16 protein-coding genes are annotated in these 14,972 nt (G+C 53.5%); 9 read left to right on the top strand and 7 right to left on the bottom strand.

All coding sequences use genetic code 11. The annotated features are described in order from the left end of the window. Positions 1 to 43: 43 nt before the first annotated feature. The 7 genes from STSP2_RS07675 to clpX all read left to right on the top strand — a co-directional run bounded on the left by STSP2_RS07675 (position 44) and on the right by clpX (position 6,842). Positions 44 to 247, top strand: coding sequence for a tungsten formylmethanofuran dehydrogenase (locus STSP2_RS07675; protein ID WP_146661423.1), 204 nt, complete (start codon positions 44 to 46; stop codon positions 245 to 247). Then, the gene (locus STSP2_RS07670; RefSeq protein ID WP_205848031.1) at positions 247 to 1,311 is read left to right on the top strand and encodes a 3-methyl-2-oxobutanoate dehydrogenase subunit VorB; all 1,065 of its coding nucleotides are present in this window, start codon (positions 247 to 249) and stop codon (positions 1,309 to 1,311) included. Before STSP2_RS07675 ends, STSP2_RS07670 begins: the two co-directional genes overlap by 1 nt. Before the next feature lie 35 nt (positions 1,312 to 1,346). Next, positions 1,347 to 2,084, top strand: a complete 738-nt coding sequence (locus STSP2_RS07665) for a thiamine pyrophosphate-dependent enzyme (RefSeq protein ID WP_146661419.1) — start codon at positions 1,347 to 1,349, stop codon at positions 2,082 to 2,084. Between the two features lie 25 nt (positions 2,085 to 2,109). Further along, positions 2,110 to 2,667 (top strand): 2-oxoacid:acceptor oxidoreductase family protein, encoded by a 558-nt coding sequence (locus tag STSP2_RS07660; protein WP_146661417.1) that lies wholly within the window; start codon positions 2,110 to 2,112, stop codon positions 2,665 to 2,667. A gap of 5 nt (positions 2,668 to 2,672) precedes the next feature. Then, positions 2,673 to 3,188, top strand: a complete 516-nt coding sequence (locus STSP2_RS07655) for an ExbD/TolR family protein (protein ID WP_169853066.1) — start codon at positions 2,673 to 2,675, stop codon at positions 3,186 to 3,188. Next, on the top strand, positions 3,185 to 5,395 hold the full coding sequence (locus tag STSP2_RS07650) for a hypothetical protein (protein ID WP_146661413.1): 2,211 nt from the start codon (positions 3,185 to 3,187) through the stop codon (positions 5,393 to 5,395). Before STSP2_RS07655 ends, STSP2_RS07650 begins: the two co-directional genes overlap by 4 nt. A gap of 172 nt (positions 5,396 to 5,567) precedes the next feature. Then, a complete protein-coding gene (clpX, locus tag STSP2_RS07645) occupies positions 5,568 to 6,842 on the top strand; it encodes an ATP-dependent Clp protease ATP-binding subunit ClpX (RefSeq protein ID WP_146661411.1) in 1,275 nt (424 codons plus the stop codon). A gap of 230 nt (positions 6,843 to 7,072) precedes the next feature. Here the strand turns inward: clpX and STSP2_RS07640 are convergent, their stop codons facing one another. From STSP2_RS07640 to STSP2_RS07610, 7 genes are all read right to left on the bottom strand, one after another. Further along, entirely contained in the window at positions 7,073 to 7,540 is a 468-nt protein-coding gene (locus STSP2_RS07640; protein WP_146661409.1) for an ExbD/TolR family protein, read from the bottom strand. Positions 7,541 to 7,545: 5 nt separating this feature from the next. Then, a complete protein-coding gene (locus tag STSP2_RS07635; protein WP_146661407.1) occupies positions 7,546 to 8,427 on the bottom strand; it encodes a MotA/TolQ/ExbB proton channel family protein in 882 nt (293 codons plus the stop codon). A 40-nt stretch (positions 8,428 to 8,467) separates the two neighbouring features. Next, positions 8,468 to 9,379, bottom strand: a complete 912-nt coding sequence (locus tag STSP2_RS07630) for a vWA domain-containing protein (protein WP_146661404.1) — start codon at positions 9,377 to 9,379, stop codon at positions 8,468 to 8,470. Beyond that, positions 9,379 to 10,542 carry a L,D-transpeptidase family protein gene (locus STSP2_RS07625; protein ID WP_146661402.1) on the bottom strand — a complete coding sequence of 388 codons (1,164 nt, stop codon included), beginning with the start codon at positions 10,540 to 10,542 and terminating at the stop codon, positions 9,379 to 9,381. Before STSP2_RS07625 ends, STSP2_RS07630 begins: the two co-directional genes overlap by 1 nt. A 1-nt stretch (position 10,543) precedes the next feature. Continuing rightward, positions 10,544 to 11,125 (bottom strand): 5-formyltetrahydrofolate cyclo-ligase, encoded by a 582-nt coding sequence (locus tag STSP2_RS07620; protein WP_146661400.1) that lies wholly within the window; start codon positions 11,123 to 11,125, stop codon positions 10,544 to 10,546. Between the two features lie 31 nt (positions 11,126 to 11,156). Further along, positions 11,157 to 12,497, bottom strand: a complete 1,341-nt coding sequence (locus STSP2_RS07615; RefSeq protein WP_146661398.1) for a replication-associated recombination protein A — start codon at positions 12,495 to 12,497, stop codon at positions 11,157 to 11,159. Positions 12,498 to 12,855: 358 nt separating this feature from the next. Continuing rightward, a complete protein-coding gene (locus STSP2_RS07610; RefSeq protein ID WP_146661396.1) occupies positions 12,856 to 13,932 on the bottom strand; it encodes a sensor domain-containing diguanylate cyclase in 1,077 nt (358 codons plus the stop codon). Between the two features lie 476 nt (positions 13,933 to 14,408). On the opposite strand from STSP2_RS07610, the gene STSP2_RS07605 reads away from it, so the two are divergent. Both STSP2_RS07605 and STSP2_RS07600 read left to right on the top strand, forming a co-directional pair. Further along, positions 14,409 to 14,606, top strand: coding sequence for a hypothetical protein (locus STSP2_RS07605; RefSeq protein WP_146661394.1), 198 nt, complete (start codon positions 14,409 to 14,411; stop codon positions 14,604 to 14,606). A gap of 93 nt (positions 14,607 to 14,699) precedes the next feature. After that, positions 14,700 to 14,954 carry a helix-turn-helix domain-containing protein gene (locus STSP2_RS07600; RefSeq protein WP_146661392.1) on the top strand — a complete coding sequence of 85 codons (255 nt, stop codon included), beginning with the start codon at positions 14,700 to 14,702 and terminating at the stop codon, positions 14,952 to 14,954. Positions 14,955 to 14,972 lie beyond the last annotated feature (18 nt).

Here is a 14,972-nt window from a genome sequence, read left to right as displayed (position 1 = left end):
CAAGCCTAACGATCGGATCAGGCGGTTTTCGAAAGGTTTTCAAATGGCCGACATCAATATAGACAAAAAGAAGTGCAAGGGCTGTTGTCTTTGCGTTTCGTGCTGTCCTCGGGGCAACATCGAAATGAGTGACGAACCAAACGAAGCAGGCGCCTACTATGCCTGCATCATAGATGAAAAAGAGTGCACAGGATGTGCGATCTGCTGCCAGATGTGCCCGGACGTCGCTATCGAAATAGAGGAATAATGATGGCAGAAAAGATATTGCTCAAGGGAAATGAGGCAATGGTCGAGGCGGCCATAGAAGCCAAATGCCGCTTCTTCGCAGGATACCCCATAACACCCCAGAACGAGGTCCCCGAAACCATGGCCAGGCGCATGCCCCAGGTCGGCGGAACATTCATACAGGCCGAAAGCGAACTCGCCGCGATCAACATGATCTTCGGCGCATCCGCTGCCGGCGCACGATGCATGACAAGCTCCAGCTCCCCCGGCATCAGCCTCAAACTCGAAGGCATCAGCTATATCGCAGCCGCCGAACTGCCCTGCGTGATCGCCAACGTCCAGCGAGGCGGCCCCGGACTCGGCAACATACGCGCAGCCCAGGGCGACTATTTCCAGGCCGTCAAAGGCGGCGGTCACGGCGACTACCGTTTGATCGTACTCGCCCCCGCAGGCGTGCAGGAGCTCTATGACCTGACAATGAAGGCCTTCGACTGGGCGGACCTTTATCGCAACCCCGTCCTCATGCTCGGTGACGGCCTGCTCGGACAAACCGCCGAACCCGTGGTCAAAAAGAAGTACAGGCCCGCCTGCAAGCTTCCCAAAAAAGACTGGGCTCTGACCGGCTGCACGAACCGAAAGTCAAATGTGGTCAAAACCCTCATGCTTGGCAGCGTCGAGGCCCTCGCCGACCACAACAGGCACCTCGTCCAGAAATACAAAAAGATCGAAAGCGAACTCTCACTCGTCGAAGAATACATGACCGACGATGCCGAGCTGATCGTCTCCGGCTACGGCATGACCGCCAGGATCGCCAAAGGCGCCGTCAAAAACGCCCGCGCAAAAGGCCTCAAGGTCGGCCTAATCCGGCCAATTTCCGTTTGGCCCTTCCCCACAGACACCTTCAAACGTGCCGCCGAAAAAGCGGACAAGTTCCTGGTCGTCGAAATGAGCAACGGCCAGTTCGTCGAGGATGTCAAACTCGCCATCGAATGCAAAAAGCCCGTAGAGTTCATGGGTGTCGGAGGCGGCTGGTACCCCACACCCGAAAATGTCCTGGAAAAGATCGAAACAGTCCTGGGCGGCTAACTCCCCGCTTCGGTACATACTGGAAAAGGTTTGAGATGGAATTCAAAAAGACTAAGGTACTCAAGGACAACCCCACACACTACTGCCCTGGCTGCGGTCACGGCATCGTGCACCGCCTCGTCGCCGAATGCATAGACGAGCTGGGCATCCGTGAACGCACAATAGGAACCGCGCCTGTCGGATGTGCCGTGCTCCTCTACAACTACTTCGACTGCGACATCATCGAATGCTCACACGGACGAAGCCCCGCCACCGCCACCGGCATCAAACGCGTCCATCCCGACAAAATAGTCTTCACCTATCAGGGCGACGGCGACCTCGCTGCAATAGGCACAGCCGAAACGATCCACGCAGCCAACCGCGGCGAAAACATCACGGTCATCTTCGTCAACAACGCAATATATGGAATGACCGGCGGCCAGATGGCTCCCACCACAATGATCGGTCAAAAGTCCACCACAAGCCCACGCGGACGCGGTGAAAACCACGAGGGCCCGCCCATAAAGGTTTGCGAACTGCTCAGCAAACTCGACGGCGTGGAATATCTCGAACGCGTAGCCGTCAACAGCGCAAAAGATGTCCGCAGAGCCAAAAAAGCTATCCGAAAAGGCTTCACAAATCAACTGGGCGACAAGGGCTTTTCGCTCATCGAAGTTCTTTCCATGTGCCCAACCGACTGGAAGATCAAACCCGCCGAAGCGGTAAACTTCGTCGAAGAGGACATGAAAAAAGTCTTCCCGCTGGGCGTTTACAAAAACCGCAGCGGCGATTAGTTCAGCCATTGCTCTGAGGTAAACTATGCAAACCACAGAAACTAAAATTGCGATAGCGGGCTTCGGCGGACAGGGTATCGTCCTTGCAGGAAACATACTCGCCCGGGCCGCTGTACTCGAAAAAAAGAACGTCACCGGCATGGTCAGCTACGGCGTCGAAATGCGAGGCGGCACAGCCAACGCAACCATCGTAATCAGTGACGACGAAATAGCCAGCCCAGTAGTCGAACGCCCCGATGCAGCCATGCTCCTCAACCAGCCCTCCGTCGACAGGTTCGTCCCCGCAATAGAACCGGGCGGCGTAGCGATAATCAACGGCAGTCTCGCAAGCTGCAAACTCGACCGCGACGACCTCGACGTGTGCTGCTTGCCCGCCGGTGAACTCGCCCGCAGCCTCGGCAATATACGCGTAGCCAACATCACCGCGCTTGGCGCATTCGTTGCGATGACCGAAGTCGTCAAAATGTCCAACGTAGTACGTGCGATTGAGGACCTCTTCGGAAGCAAAAAACCTCAACTGCTCGCGATCAATGACAAGGCGCTGGAAGCCGGCGCAAAAGCTGCAGCCAAAAATAAAGCCTGATGCAAATGGAAGCAGACGAACACTACATCGAAGATGGCGGTAGACTCAGGCTTGAAGCATTCGAAAAGCCAAAAAGCAGAAAGATCGCACTGCGGATGCTCCCCCTGATCGACGTCATATTCCTGCTCCTGGCATTCTTCGTACTCACCGCAAACTTCCGCCTGCCAGAAGATTTCATGTCCATCAAGCTCCCGAAACGCGATGCCCGGATAGAAACCTATTCCGCGATCGAACCCCTCAACGTCCAGGTAACCAACCAATCCAACGGCTGCCGTGTAGTCATAGGCGGCAGAGCACAAGCCGACATAACAGCCGACGACATCGACACAGGCCTCGCCGAATTTGCAAATGCATTCAGATCCGTCGCCGACGCTCAGGGCAGATACGCCGGCGACCCCGTAGAAATACGCTGCGACGACGAAGTTACCTGGGAATACCTCGTCAAGATATATGACGTACTGGGCAGCATGGGAATGGACGACGTAACTTTCTGTATGAATGAAAGCTGGGGTAGAAGTTGATCAGAATATTTCTTTTTTTAATTCTGGGAACCTGTGCATCCGCATTAGCAGCAGGCACACTCTGCGACGGCGGCGACATCAGGCGGGCAAGAGAAACAGCCCATGAAACTTACGGCCAATTCCTCTCCGAAACCCTGACCCAGCGTATGGGCTGGTTCTGTCAGGGCGATAACCTTCAAAGCGACCCAAAAAGCAAACTCGCCGCCACCGCATCAGACACTGTAAGCAAACTCCACACTGTACTGCAAAAACAGCAAACCTACCGCGACCAGATAGAAAACTATGACGGCGAAGACTGGGACCGGCGATTCGGATCCAACGGCCTCTGGAGACGCCTCGTCGCCGACATAGCCTCAACCCGGCTCCTGATAGCAAGGTGCAATTTCTGGCAGGCCGTCAATGCCCAGGGCGAAAACCGCCGACAGTTGATCGAAAGCATCACACAAAAATGCGCCCCCCTCCGCGACGTCTTCACAGGCGGCGAAGCTCAAGTCATGAGCCTGCGTGCACAAAGCCTCAACGAAAACAACCGCAGAACCATCGAAGCGGCCCAGAGCATGCTCCGAGACGAACGCCTCCCCGCCCCCGTACGCATCGACGCCGCCGCCCTCCTCAACAGATGCACCGAACCGCCCAACCCGCAAACCATCGAAAAACTAGCCGACAAACTCCAGCAAGGCCCCAGCCGCGACAATTACGAACCCTGGCTAAAACTCGCCCTCGTCGGCTTGAAAGTCGGCAGCGATTCCATAATAAGCAACGTCCTCGAACGCTGGCCCGCCCTGCGAACCCACGCGGGAATGGTCCTGCTCGACGCCGCACCAAACCGAAAAATCGACAAAATGACCACGCTAGAAGCAAAGCTCATCGCAACCGAAACCCTGAGACGCGACCCTGCCGATTACACCGCCCTGCTCAAAAAGATCCGCAACACGGACCACCTCGCATCCGCCCCCGTCTGCTACGCATCTGCCAAAAGCCTGGCCGAAACTAACGCCTTCAAAGCCATAGAACTCTACATGCGGGCAGCCGACAAACAGCGTGACGAACAGGACAAGATGCTCACCCTCAGCGGAGCCGAAATTGCCGCCGAAGGAGCCCGCTGCGCCTACGGCCTGTACTACCAGGACAGCCACTACCTACGCATCGCCCGCGACACCATGGCATACTATTTCACCCTCGCAGGCGACACATACGACGAACAGCTAAGATACCTCTACGCCCTCCTCCTCAAAGAGAACGGCCGGACCGACCACGCAAAAACAATCTTCTCCGAACTGACCGATCAGGCCGAAACCTACGCCCCGCACGCCCAATTTGAGAACCTGCTGATAAAATATGACACCGCCGCCAACCCCGACAAAAAACGCAATATCCGCAAACAATTGCAAAACCTCCTGGACCAGCTCAACCCGAACACCCAGCCCCAACGCGACCTCCGCCTGCGAGCCCTCGCAACATACGGCAACTGGCTGCTCGAAACCGACAATGAAGACGCCCCAACCCGCATCCTCAACCTCATCGACCCCGAATCAGCAGCCCGGACCGAACACCTCTGCACAACCCGCACACGCGCCCTCCTCCGGGCCGACAAACACACCCACGCGGTCACCACGCTCCTGCAATTCGACAAACCCGACAGCGACTGGGCCGCAACCGGCATCCACGTCCTCACCGAAATCCTCAACGGCGGCGAAAACGTCCACGCTAGCGGCGCATACACCCTCACGCCCCCTCCCGCAAAATACCTCTCCCTCGCCGACAAATGCCTCCGCATACTCCCCACCCCCACAGCAAAACTCACCTGGGCCGAACTCACCATCCTCTCACAAACCACCGACACCCCTAACCGAACCGACCTCAACGAAATCCGCGAAATCCTCGAAGAACTAACCCAAACTGAATACAGCGAAAGTGTACCTTACCTCCGCTGCCGAGCAAGATTTTTCACCCTGCAAAACAAATTCACCCAGGCACGCCGCCTCTGGACCACCATCGCCGCACACAGAAAATCCGCCCAAAACTCAAACACCCCCTCCTGGCAGTGGTGGCGGGCAAAATACCACGAGCTGCAAAACTGGTCCCAAACCCCCAAAACCAACCCCGCCGACCTCAACCACGCCGTCGACGTCTTATTGAACTCCTTTTCCGAAATACCGGAACCATGGCCCGAAAAATTCGTATCGCTCAAGGAAACAGGAAAATAGAAAGCTTGATTATTTCCCGATATCAACCTACAATGAGCCCGAGTAACAAATGTTTATTAAAGGCTTGTTAATAACCGGAAGCAGTTGAGTAAGTGCTTCTGAGTATTTTAGGGGCGGAAAGAACAAAAGAATTTGCCCTGGACAAACAGCCAGGACGTGATTGGAGCAATATATGGCTAAGAAATCAGGAGACGGTAGAAAAGTTGAGGTCTGCAGCTTTTGCGGCAGGTCCAAAAAACAGGTCGACGCCTTCGTCGAAGGCCCCGGCGGCGTTTTCATATGCCCCGAGTGCATCGACCTCTGCTACAACATCGTAAGACAGGAACGACGCAGGCAAAAAGGCTCCTCGCTCGTAATGCAGGACGTGCCCAAGCCGCGCGAAATAAAAGAATTCCTCGACGAGTACGTAATCGGCCAGGACGAGGCCAAAAAGTGCCTCTCCGTCGCCGTACACAACCATTACAAACGCCTCATGCATGCCGACATGGAAGACCAGGAAGTCGAGATCGAAAAATCGAACATCCTTCTCATCGGCCCCACCGGCTCCGGTAAGACCCTGCTCGCAAAAACACTCGCAAAGATCCTCAACGTACCCTTCGCGATCTGCGACGCAACAACCGTCACCGAAGCCGGCTACGTCGGCGAGGATGTCGAAAACTTCCTCCTGCGCCTCCTCCAGAGCGCCGATTACGACGTAGAAGCCGCCCAGCGAGGCATCGTCTACATCGACGAGATCGACAAGGTCGGCAAAACCAACCAGAACGTCTCGATCACTCGCGACGTCTCCGGCGAAGGCGTACAGCAGGCTCTGCTCAAAATGCTCGAAGGCACCACCGCAAACATCCCGCCCCAGGGCGGCCGAAAACACCCCGAGCAGTCCTACATCCAGATGGACACATCCCAGATCCTCTTCATCTGCGGCGGCACGTTCGTCGGACTCGACAACATCGTCAAGCAGCGTCTCGGTAAACGCATGATCGGCTTCGGCAGCGAGCAAAAGCCCGTGAACGACGACGAACAGAACGAATACAGCCAGACCATCTCGAAAGTAACGGCCGAAGACGTCATTCAGTACGGCATGATACCCGAAATGGTCGGTCGTCTGCCCATCATCACAACCCTGAATTCGTTGGATGTAGATGCTCTGGTACAGATACTTACCGAGCCCAAGAACGCTCTGGTCAAGCAGTACAAAAAACTGTTCGAACTCGAAAACGCCGAACTCGAGTTCACCCATGACGCACTGCAACTGCTAGCAAAACGAGCTATCGAACGCGATACCGGCGCAAGAGCGCTCCGCGCCATCACCGAAGAACTGATGATCGAGCTGATGTACCATCTGCCCGAACAGCCCGAGAACGGCAAGTACGTCATCACCGAGGCCGTTATCGAAAAACGCGAGGATCTCTTCGAACAGAAGCAGCAGGCAAGAAAAGAATCAGCATAGATCTAAAGAGATCGAGCCCGATAAAGCAGAATAATTGAAAGGCTGTGCTATACTTAGCGCAGCCTTTTTTTAATACCCTTACGAGCAGCGGAAGCAGCAGTCAAATGTCCCCTCCCCTTCACCAACTCCCCAGCCGCATAATTTCACAGTCCGCCGAGAATGGACCCAGCGGAAAGTTCGTCGGAGGCGCGGCTGTTAAATTCTGCGGCGGCACAACTCAATACTCACCATTATTCCGCTGCGAACCTTTTTTCTTTCGTCACCGCAATATTGATCTTGCTCGCACTGCTCCGATTGATCGCCGCCAGCACATTCTGGCAGTACTTGTACGGAATATCCTTGTCGATACGCAGATCGACCAGCCTCTTATCCTCCGGCAGTTTCGCAAGCTGAGCATCGAGCTGATCCGTAAGACTCCCCAATAGCTCCCCCGACGCCGGCACGGATATACGCGCCGACCCCACCGCATAAACCACCTCACCATCTTCGAGCATCGCCGTCAAAGTCACCGTCTGAGGCGGATCCACCTGTGCATCCTGCGCAGTCTCGATATCATCCGGGATCTCAACCTCGAAATTCTCCGCCGATATAAAAGTGCACACGATCATAAAAAAAATGATCAGCAGAAACACGATGTCTATGATCGGCGTAAGATCACACTGAGACGCATCGGATTTTTTACGGCTAGTATAAAGCATACCAACTACGCTGAACCGGTTCGGTTAATGGGACAACGGCGAGGCGTCTGCTTCGCCCCCCGCGATACAGGCTTAGCGAACGGAATGTTATTCGCCCCCTTACCCTCCGCATCAGGAGCATGGGGCAGCGTTATCTGCGACAGCAGCGTCTCAACCTCGATCGCAGCCTCACTCACCAGCGCCTCGATCCGCGACCTGAAAACACCATGCATCGCCAGCGCCGGTATCGCAACCAGCAGCCCCCAGAAAGTCGTGATAAGAGCCGTCGAGATCGCCCCCGCCAGCTCGTCGGGCCTCGGCTGAGACGCCGAAATACCCAGAATGTTAAACGCCTTGATCATGCCGAAAACCGTCCCGAACAAACCCACCATCGGAGCCACGTTCCCGATTATATTGCACCATTCGACCTTGCGAAGTAACTGCAATGCCTGCTCATTCAACGCCTCCGACGCCAGATGGTTGATGTACTTCTTATCGGGATGCGTATTCTTCGATTTCGCGATGATCCGCATCAGCACCCGGCTGACCAGATCGGTATGACTCACCAGGACCCGGGCAAGCTGATCAGGCGATGCGTTCGCTGCCTTGCTTTCGATATCAGCTGCAATATGGTCCGGCAGCAGCTTCTTGCGTCTCAACGACAGTGACAGATCCGTGATCAGATAGATCGCAGCCATCGACATCGGGATCAGCACGAACCATACGATATACCCCCCCGCGACAATGAACTGAGCGAAAAGGCTCTTCTGACCGGCCCCATCTCCCCCGCCCCCCTGCTCAGCCGCAAACAGCGTAGCGGTAACACACGCTATGCAGATAACCAGCGTCAATAAAGCCCCAGGCCCACCGGGTCCGGCCTTACCGTTCTTTTTATGAAATGTCTTCATGGCGATAAAGTACCCTATGCAGTTTAATAAATCAAGCGGATCATTCCTCACCCAGATTCACAAAGTCGCCCTGCGTCAGACGAGCCAGAGAACGCAGCACCTCTTCATCCGCCGGCTCGACCCAGAAGCCGATAGTACTGATCCGCACACGCGGCGCAAGCAGTCGAACCTTTTCAAGTATGTCCCTAGTGAACGTCGAAACAACGTCAGGATCAGGCGAGGCAAAATCAAAACCGTCGGTCAGAAAATATATCTGCTGGGCTGGATTGCCCGAATGATCACGGATCAGCATGGCCCTGCGAAGCGCCCTCTCGGCATTCGTAGCACCGCCCGGCCGTATGGACCTCACGAAATCGATCGCCTCAGCCTTAGCTGACCTGCTCGCCCGTTTGAAGCGTCCATCACCGCTCTCGATAAGCTCATCGCCATGAAAAAAGATGACATAGAAATACTGGTCCGGCTTCAGCGAATTGATCGAAGCTGCCAACTGATCCCGCACACGCGAGAAAAAACCAAGCATCGAACCCGAACAGTCCACCACATAACATATCTTTCGCTGAGATGTCCGGCTGCCGAAAAACTCCGTCCGCGGTTGCGCGATTGCAGGCGTCGCAAGTGTTTGCACAGCAGGCTCGGGCCTGTCCTCCTGCGGCGATCTCAAAAATGCGGGTTTCTCTGCTGCATCCGGCCGCAAAGCCTGCTTGGCTGCTGTAGTACTCGGCGGCTTGATGTTCGGCTTGGGAACCGTAAGCGAGTTCTCCTGGATAGCTTTTATATTCGCCTTGCTTACCCCCACCCGCTCCGACTGCCCGTTCGCATCATGCAGATTTATCGCCGCAAACACTCCGAACAGGCACAGATGAAGCGCAATAGAAACAGCCCAGGCCCATCTTCTTGACGGACGGGCCGGGCTGTACATGGACGCTAATATGTTCTCTTTACGCTGATCCATCAGTCGTATATGTAGACAAGCGAATCACCTGTATAAAGCATATTGTAAACTTCGATCACATCGGTATTCTTCAACCGGATGCATCCCCGCGACGCTCGCTTGCCGATACTCTCAGGCTCGTTCGTACCGTGTATTGCAAAACCTGTCTTGTCCCGGGTCTTGTCCTCGATCCCCTCGATACCGATCCATCGTTCGCCGATCGGATATTCAGGATCGGACGCGATAAACGTCTCTCCCGTATCAGGATCTGTCCAGTTCGGACGCTTTAGCTTGTCGTTCGGCTCCACGCGCCATTTGCCCGATGGCGTTTCGTGTTCCATGCTGCCCAGACCGACCTCGTAAGATTTCACGTAGGTCCGCTGCAGATAAAGATCCATCGTAAAGTCGGACTTGAATATCGCAACGTTGAAAGGCCCCTTGACCACCTTGATCTTCTGCCCCGCACGCAGACGGTTGGCACTGGGTATGCCGTTGATCTTCATGATCAACTGATAAGGAACCTTGTAACGTTTGCCGATCTCCGAAAGATAATCGCCCCGCTGCACCAGATAGTACTCGCTCAATTCGTCCCCCGGAAGAACCTCTGGACTGAACAGCCACCTCTCCGCAAGATCCGCAAGCGCCGCCTTGACCTTCTCCCTGTCGCTATCACTCAGCTTCATGTCCAGGACCTCGTTGAGCTTATCACGGGCAGCTATCGTCTTACCCGCTCTCATGTCCTGAACCGCCTTCGCCGTCAGTTCCTTCGCTGCAGGCTCACTGGCGACCTTGTCCTTTACCGTTTCTTTCTTTTCAACAACTTCAACCGGCTCCGGTTTTGGAGCTTCGACTTTAGGCTGTGTAACAACCTCAGGTTTCGTCTGCGTTTCAGAAACCGGATCAGATGCAGGCTCCGGACTTGGCTTGTTGGAAGATTCAGCAGACGTATTCGCAGACGATGTATCTTCACCAAAATCAGGATTGATGTCATTTATGATACTGTCATCCACACCAACAACTTCCGGCTGCTCATCATCGCCCCTGAACTTGAAGAAAAGAAAAACCGCGGCGATTACAAGCACACCGAGAACCATTAACCTTCGCTGCTTCCGCTGGGCCGCACGCCGCCCGTAGCTGCTGTAACGGCTTCTGTATTTTGGATATTTGCGTCGTCTTCGGGCCAATTTATTCCTCCGTGAGTGAACTGCAATCAATGACACCTTCGTCGGTGACTATACAGTCGACTGGTACATCATGTTCATCCTGCGGCACCTCATCCAGCAATTGACCGGAAAATGCCAGTCCGCATTTCTTAGCCTTCAGTCTTGGTGACTGGAAAAAGCGATCAAAATATGAGCCTCCCCTGCCCAGTCTGTGTCCATGTCGATCGAAAGCCAAAGCAGGCGTAACTACAAGGTCTATATCCTCCAGAGGCATCGGCAAACCCGTACTCGGATTCCTCAGACCATGCCTTTCCACCGACAGACCGCTCTCCAGAGAATTTATCTCCACTGGTATCATGTGCCTCTGCTGCCACGAAACCTTCGGAACCGCAACCGTCTTATTCTGCTGCCACGCTTGCAAGATGATAAATGTCGTGTCAACCTCATGCGGAAGCGACAGATATACCATTATTACCGCAGCTTTTTTGAAGTCGTCCGTGTTTATGAGGTTCTGGCATGCCTTCTTGCTGAGCTGTGCCCGCTTTTGATCGTCCATGTCCAGCATGGCTCTTTTGATCTGCATACGCAGTTGATTCTTGTCCATATATTCCTCTTAAAAATCGCCGCTCAGAGAATTATTTTAGATACTTTCTGAGCTTTTGCAAATGTTGCTTAACCGTTTTTTCCCTGCCGACTTCCTTCGGTTCATAGTAATGCTTCCCAAGCTCCTCACCAAGATAGTCCTGCGGAACAAACCCCGTCGGGCTCTTGTGCGGATATTTGTATCCGGTTCCGTATCCCATCTTTTTGGCACCCTTGTAATGAGCATCCTTCAAATGTGCGGGCACAGGTATCGTCCTGCCTGCCTTCACATCCGACACTGCCTGCCAGATAGCACTCGCAGAAGCATTCGATTTCGGAGCACACGCAACATAGATAGCCGCCTGCGACAAGGCCAACTGCGCCTCCGGCATACCGACCAGCTCCGCTATCTGCACCGCCGAGGCTGCTACCACCACAGCCATCGGATCCGCATTGCCAACGTCCTCAGATGCACAAACCGCTATACGCCTTGCGATAAATCGGGGGTCCTCGCCCCCTGCTATCATCCTCGCCAGCCAGTAAGTCGTCGCATCAGGGTCCGAACCCCGCATCGACTTCTGCAGCGCAGACGCAAGGTCATAATGCGTGTCGCTATCATAACGAATCGACTTTTTTTGAATGGATTCTTGAGCTATTGTCAGATCCAGGCGTATTTTCTGCCCCCTCCCGCCCGTTTTCTGCTGTGAAAGTATCGCCACTTCCAAAGCTGTAAGCGCCCTTCTCGCATCGCCGTCGCACATCAGAGCCAGGTATTCCAATGCATCATCATCCGCATCGATGTCCAGCTTGCCGAATCCGCGTTCAGGGTCACAGATCGCACGTCGCAACAGTGTTATAATGTCCGACTGGTCCAAAGGTTCGAAATTAAAGATCGTACTCCGGCTGATCAACGGCGAATTTACAGAAAAAAAAGGATTTTCCGTCGTCGCGCCTATCAAAGTCACCACCCCGTTCTCCACATCATCCAGCAGCACGTCCTGCTGCGCACGGTTAAAACGGTGGATTTCGTCAATAAACAGCAGCGTCCTCGGCCCCGAGGACATCAACCTCGATTTCGCCGTGTCGATAATCTCCCGTATATCCTTCACCGACGCTGCAGGCGCGGAAATATAATGGAACTTCGCCTCAGTGAGTGTAGCGATCAGCCTGGCAAGACTTGTCTTGCCCACACCCGGCGGACCGTAAAATATCACGCTGGTCAGCCTGCCCGCATCCAGCATCCTGCGCAGCAGCTTGCCCGGGCCAATAAAATGCTGCTGCCCCGCGAATTCATCCAGATCCCTCGGCCGCATCCGCACCGCAAGCGGAGCATTCTGCTGGATTTTCTCGCGTTCAGCACTCTCGAATAGTGAGTTTTTGGAGTCCTTTGCCATCGGGGCAATTATACGGATGGCATGGGGGAATTAGAATCATGAATTTGAATTTTGTGCAAGATTGACGCAGCAGAATAGAGGAAGCAATTAGCGACTTTGACGCCCCTTTTACACCGGTCCAAACCGTCGCAGGTTTAGCCGTTTTTACCCTACTTTTGCTTAACTTCTACCCACTTTTGACGCGTTTTACCCCACTTTTACCCTACTTACTAAGCCATAAAAAGAGTCTATTTAACCCAATAAACAGATGGTTTTCGTGCACGCCTGCTCATAATTAGAAAAACCTGCTAACCCGCCCATAAGCCAGACAATACAACGTCATAAGTCATGCACAAACAATCACTTACAGCCGGACAGCCTATAGCACGGACTGCGTCTCAAACACCTTTACCGTGCCTTTACCCGCCTGTTTCGCCGCATACATCGCCTGATCGGTCGCCTTTGTAACATCCCCCGGAGCACTCCGGGAATTGTACTGCCCCACTCCTACACTTATAGAAAGCGGTATTTCGTTCTGTTCCCAGTACATCGGTGTCCCTTTTACCATACTCACGATGCGGTTCGCCACTCTTTCAGCATCGCTAAGTGTAGTATTGGGCAGTATTACCGCGAATTCGTCACCCCCGTACCTGGCCGGTATGTCGATCTGCCTGATGCACGCTCTTATCCGTCTTGCGATCTGACTGATCGCCAGATCCCCCGCTCTGTGCCCGTAATTGTCATTTATGGGCTTTAAGTTGTCAATATCCGCCATTATGATCGATATCTGCCCGCCGTACCGCTCCGCACGCCGCAGTTCCGCCTCCAGCGTTTCATAGAATGTTCTGTGATTATACATTCCCGTCAAACCATCGGTCTGCGCGAGCCGCTGTGATTTCTCAAACAGCTTTACATTGCCTATCGATGCGCCGATAAGCTGCCTGAACAGCTCTATTGCCGCCACATCCGCCCTGCCGAACGTTCCGCCGTCGGCCTTGTCGCTGAGATTCAGCACGCCGACCACCCTGTTCTGACAGATAAGCGGCGCGATTATGCAGCTTTTGGTATTGTAATTTTTGGAAAATGCACGAGATATCTTGTTGCTGGATGGCTTTTTGATGTCGTCGATGTCGCCCACCAGTATCAGATTCTTGCTGCGAACCGCCGCCACCATCGGTGAAGGCGGTTTCTGGTTCAGTGACACAATGTTGTTTATAAGGAACGGATGGTTGTTTTTTTCTAGGTGCAAAATATCGCTCGTATCGTCCAGTATGTACAGTGATGCGAGCCTGGCCCCTACCAGTTTGGGCATGTCGGTGACGCAGATGTCGGCGATCTGCTTCATGTCCAGGCAATTCAGTTTTCTGGCCAGCGGCGTGATCGATTCCAGCCTGCAGACCTGGCCCGAACATTTGAGCGGATCATGGCTGTTTTGCTTTGGTCTATTATCTTCCATAGTACACTGGATTTTCTCTAAAGAACATTTTCCCCTTTCCCGCTGCTGAGGTCTCAAAGACCTGCAACTGTATCAGACAGTAAAGTATCGGCTTGAGCGGTTCGCGCGTTAATCTGCGATATTGAAAATGGGTGAGAAAATCGCAATTGTCTAAGGATAATGAAAAACACCGCGAGGCAGTCAAAAACTGCTGCATCGATGGGTAATTTCAGGACTTTAGCTGGTGACTCAAAGCAAAATATGGGCGGTATTTAATGCTCGAAATGATGCGATTAGGCTTTATCGGCATTTTTATCGTTCTGTAAAGACAAAAAATATCAAAAAAACGTTGACTGGAAGCAAAATGTATTTTACATTTTATAAAATGTAAAACACGTTTTGGTTTGTACCGGCAGATTTGTGTGCTGCCGGGTGTTCAGCCGGGTGGAAGATAAGCTGCTGAGGCTGGAAAAGTAAGTTTTCGGCAGAACTTTTCAGTGCCGAAGCTCGAACAGAAAAAGCTCTTTGTGGTGCTCACAGGTTCAGGTGCTGAAACATTGAAGGTTTTTCAGCAAAGCTGGAAGTTGCTGAAGCTGGAACGGGAAAGGCTCTTTGTGATGCTCAGAGGCAGCAACGCTGGAACGGCGACGGGGGCTGTTAGCTTAACAAACCGGTTGCTAAAATCAGCACTATGAAGGCTTCCAGCAAAGCAGGAAGATGCTAATAAGAAGAGCTTTTACGAAAAGCTGACAGGTGGAGAAAACAGAAAAGGGTTCGGGGAACATTGCATGGCTGAGAATTTTGAAACTCCTGCAAAGCGGTATCGCATAGGAGAGGTTGTACGGCATACCCCCTTTACCCGGCAAACTATACACAATTACACAACGATGGGGCTTATCCAGGAATGCGGATGGACCGAGGGAGGACACAGGCTTTATGACGAGAGCGTTTTTGAGCGTCTGAAGCTGATCATGGACCTGCGTAAGACCAAGACCCTTTCGGAGATCAAGACTATCTTACTTTCTTCTGGGAATGATTCTTAAGGGCGGGACCTGAGTTGT

This window comes from Anaerohalosphaera lusitana, assembly GCF_002007645.1.
GTDB classification, from domain to species: domain Bacteria; phylum Planctomycetota; class Phycisphaerae; order Sedimentisphaerales; family Anaerohalosphaeraceae; genus Anaerohalosphaera; species Anaerohalosphaera lusitana.
The sequence above is the reverse complement of the archived record's forward strand: the minus strand, read 5'-3'. Positions and strand labels throughout refer to the sequence as shown.

Excerpts from the sequence above, each read along its gene's own strand:
- STSP2_RS07620 (WP_146661400.1), bottom strand. The coding sequence starts at position 11,125 with ATGGACAAGAATCAACTGCGTATGCAGATCAAAAGAGCCATGCTGGAC.
- STSP2_RS07670 (WP_205848031.1), top strand. The coding sequence starts at position 247 with ATGATGGCAGAAAAGATATTGCTCAAGGGAAATGAGGCAATGGTCGAG.
- STSP2_RS07660 (WP_146661417.1), top strand. The coding sequence starts at position 2,110 with ATGCAAACCACAGAAACTAAAATTGCGATAGCGGGCTTCGGCGGACAG.
- STSP2_RS07610 (WP_146661396.1), bottom strand. The coding sequence starts at position 13,932 with ATGGAAGATAATAGACCAAAGCAAAACAGCCATGATCCGCTCAAATGT.
- STSP2_RS07635 (WP_146661407.1), bottom strand. The coding sequence starts at position 8,427 with ATGAAGACATTTCATAAAAAGAACGGTAAGGCCGGACCCGGTGGGCCT.
- clpX (WP_146661411.1), top strand. The coding sequence starts at position 5,568 with ATGGCTAAGAAATCAGGAGACGGTAGAAAAGTTGAGGTCTGCAGCTTT.
- STSP2_RS07600 (WP_146661392.1), top strand. The coding sequence starts at position 14,700 with ATGGCTGAGAATTTTGAAACTCCTGCAAAGCGGTATCGCATAGGAGAG.
- STSP2_RS07630 (WP_146661404.1), bottom strand. The coding sequence starts at position 9,379 with ATGGATCAGCGTAAAGAGAACATATTAGCGTCCATGTACAGCCCGGCC.
- STSP2_RS07655 (WP_169853066.1), top strand. The coding sequence starts at position 2,673 with ATGGAAGCAGACGAACACTACATCGAAGATGGCGGTAGACTCAGGCTT.
- STSP2_RS07665 (WP_146661419.1), top strand. The coding sequence starts at position 1,347 with ATGGAATTCAAAAAGACTAAGGTACTCAAGGACAACCCCACACACTAC.
- STSP2_RS07640 (WP_146661409.1), bottom strand. The coding sequence starts at position 7,540 with ATGCTTTATACTAGCCGTAAAAAATCCGATGCGTCTCAGTGTGATCTT.
- STSP2_RS07675 (WP_146661423.1), top strand. The coding sequence starts at position 44 with ATGGCCGACATCAATATAGACAAAAAGAAGTGCAAGGGCTGTTGTCTT.
- STSP2_RS07615 (WP_146661398.1), bottom strand. The coding sequence starts at position 12,497 with ATGGCAAAGGACTCCAAAAACTCACTATTCGAGAGTGCTGAACGCGAG.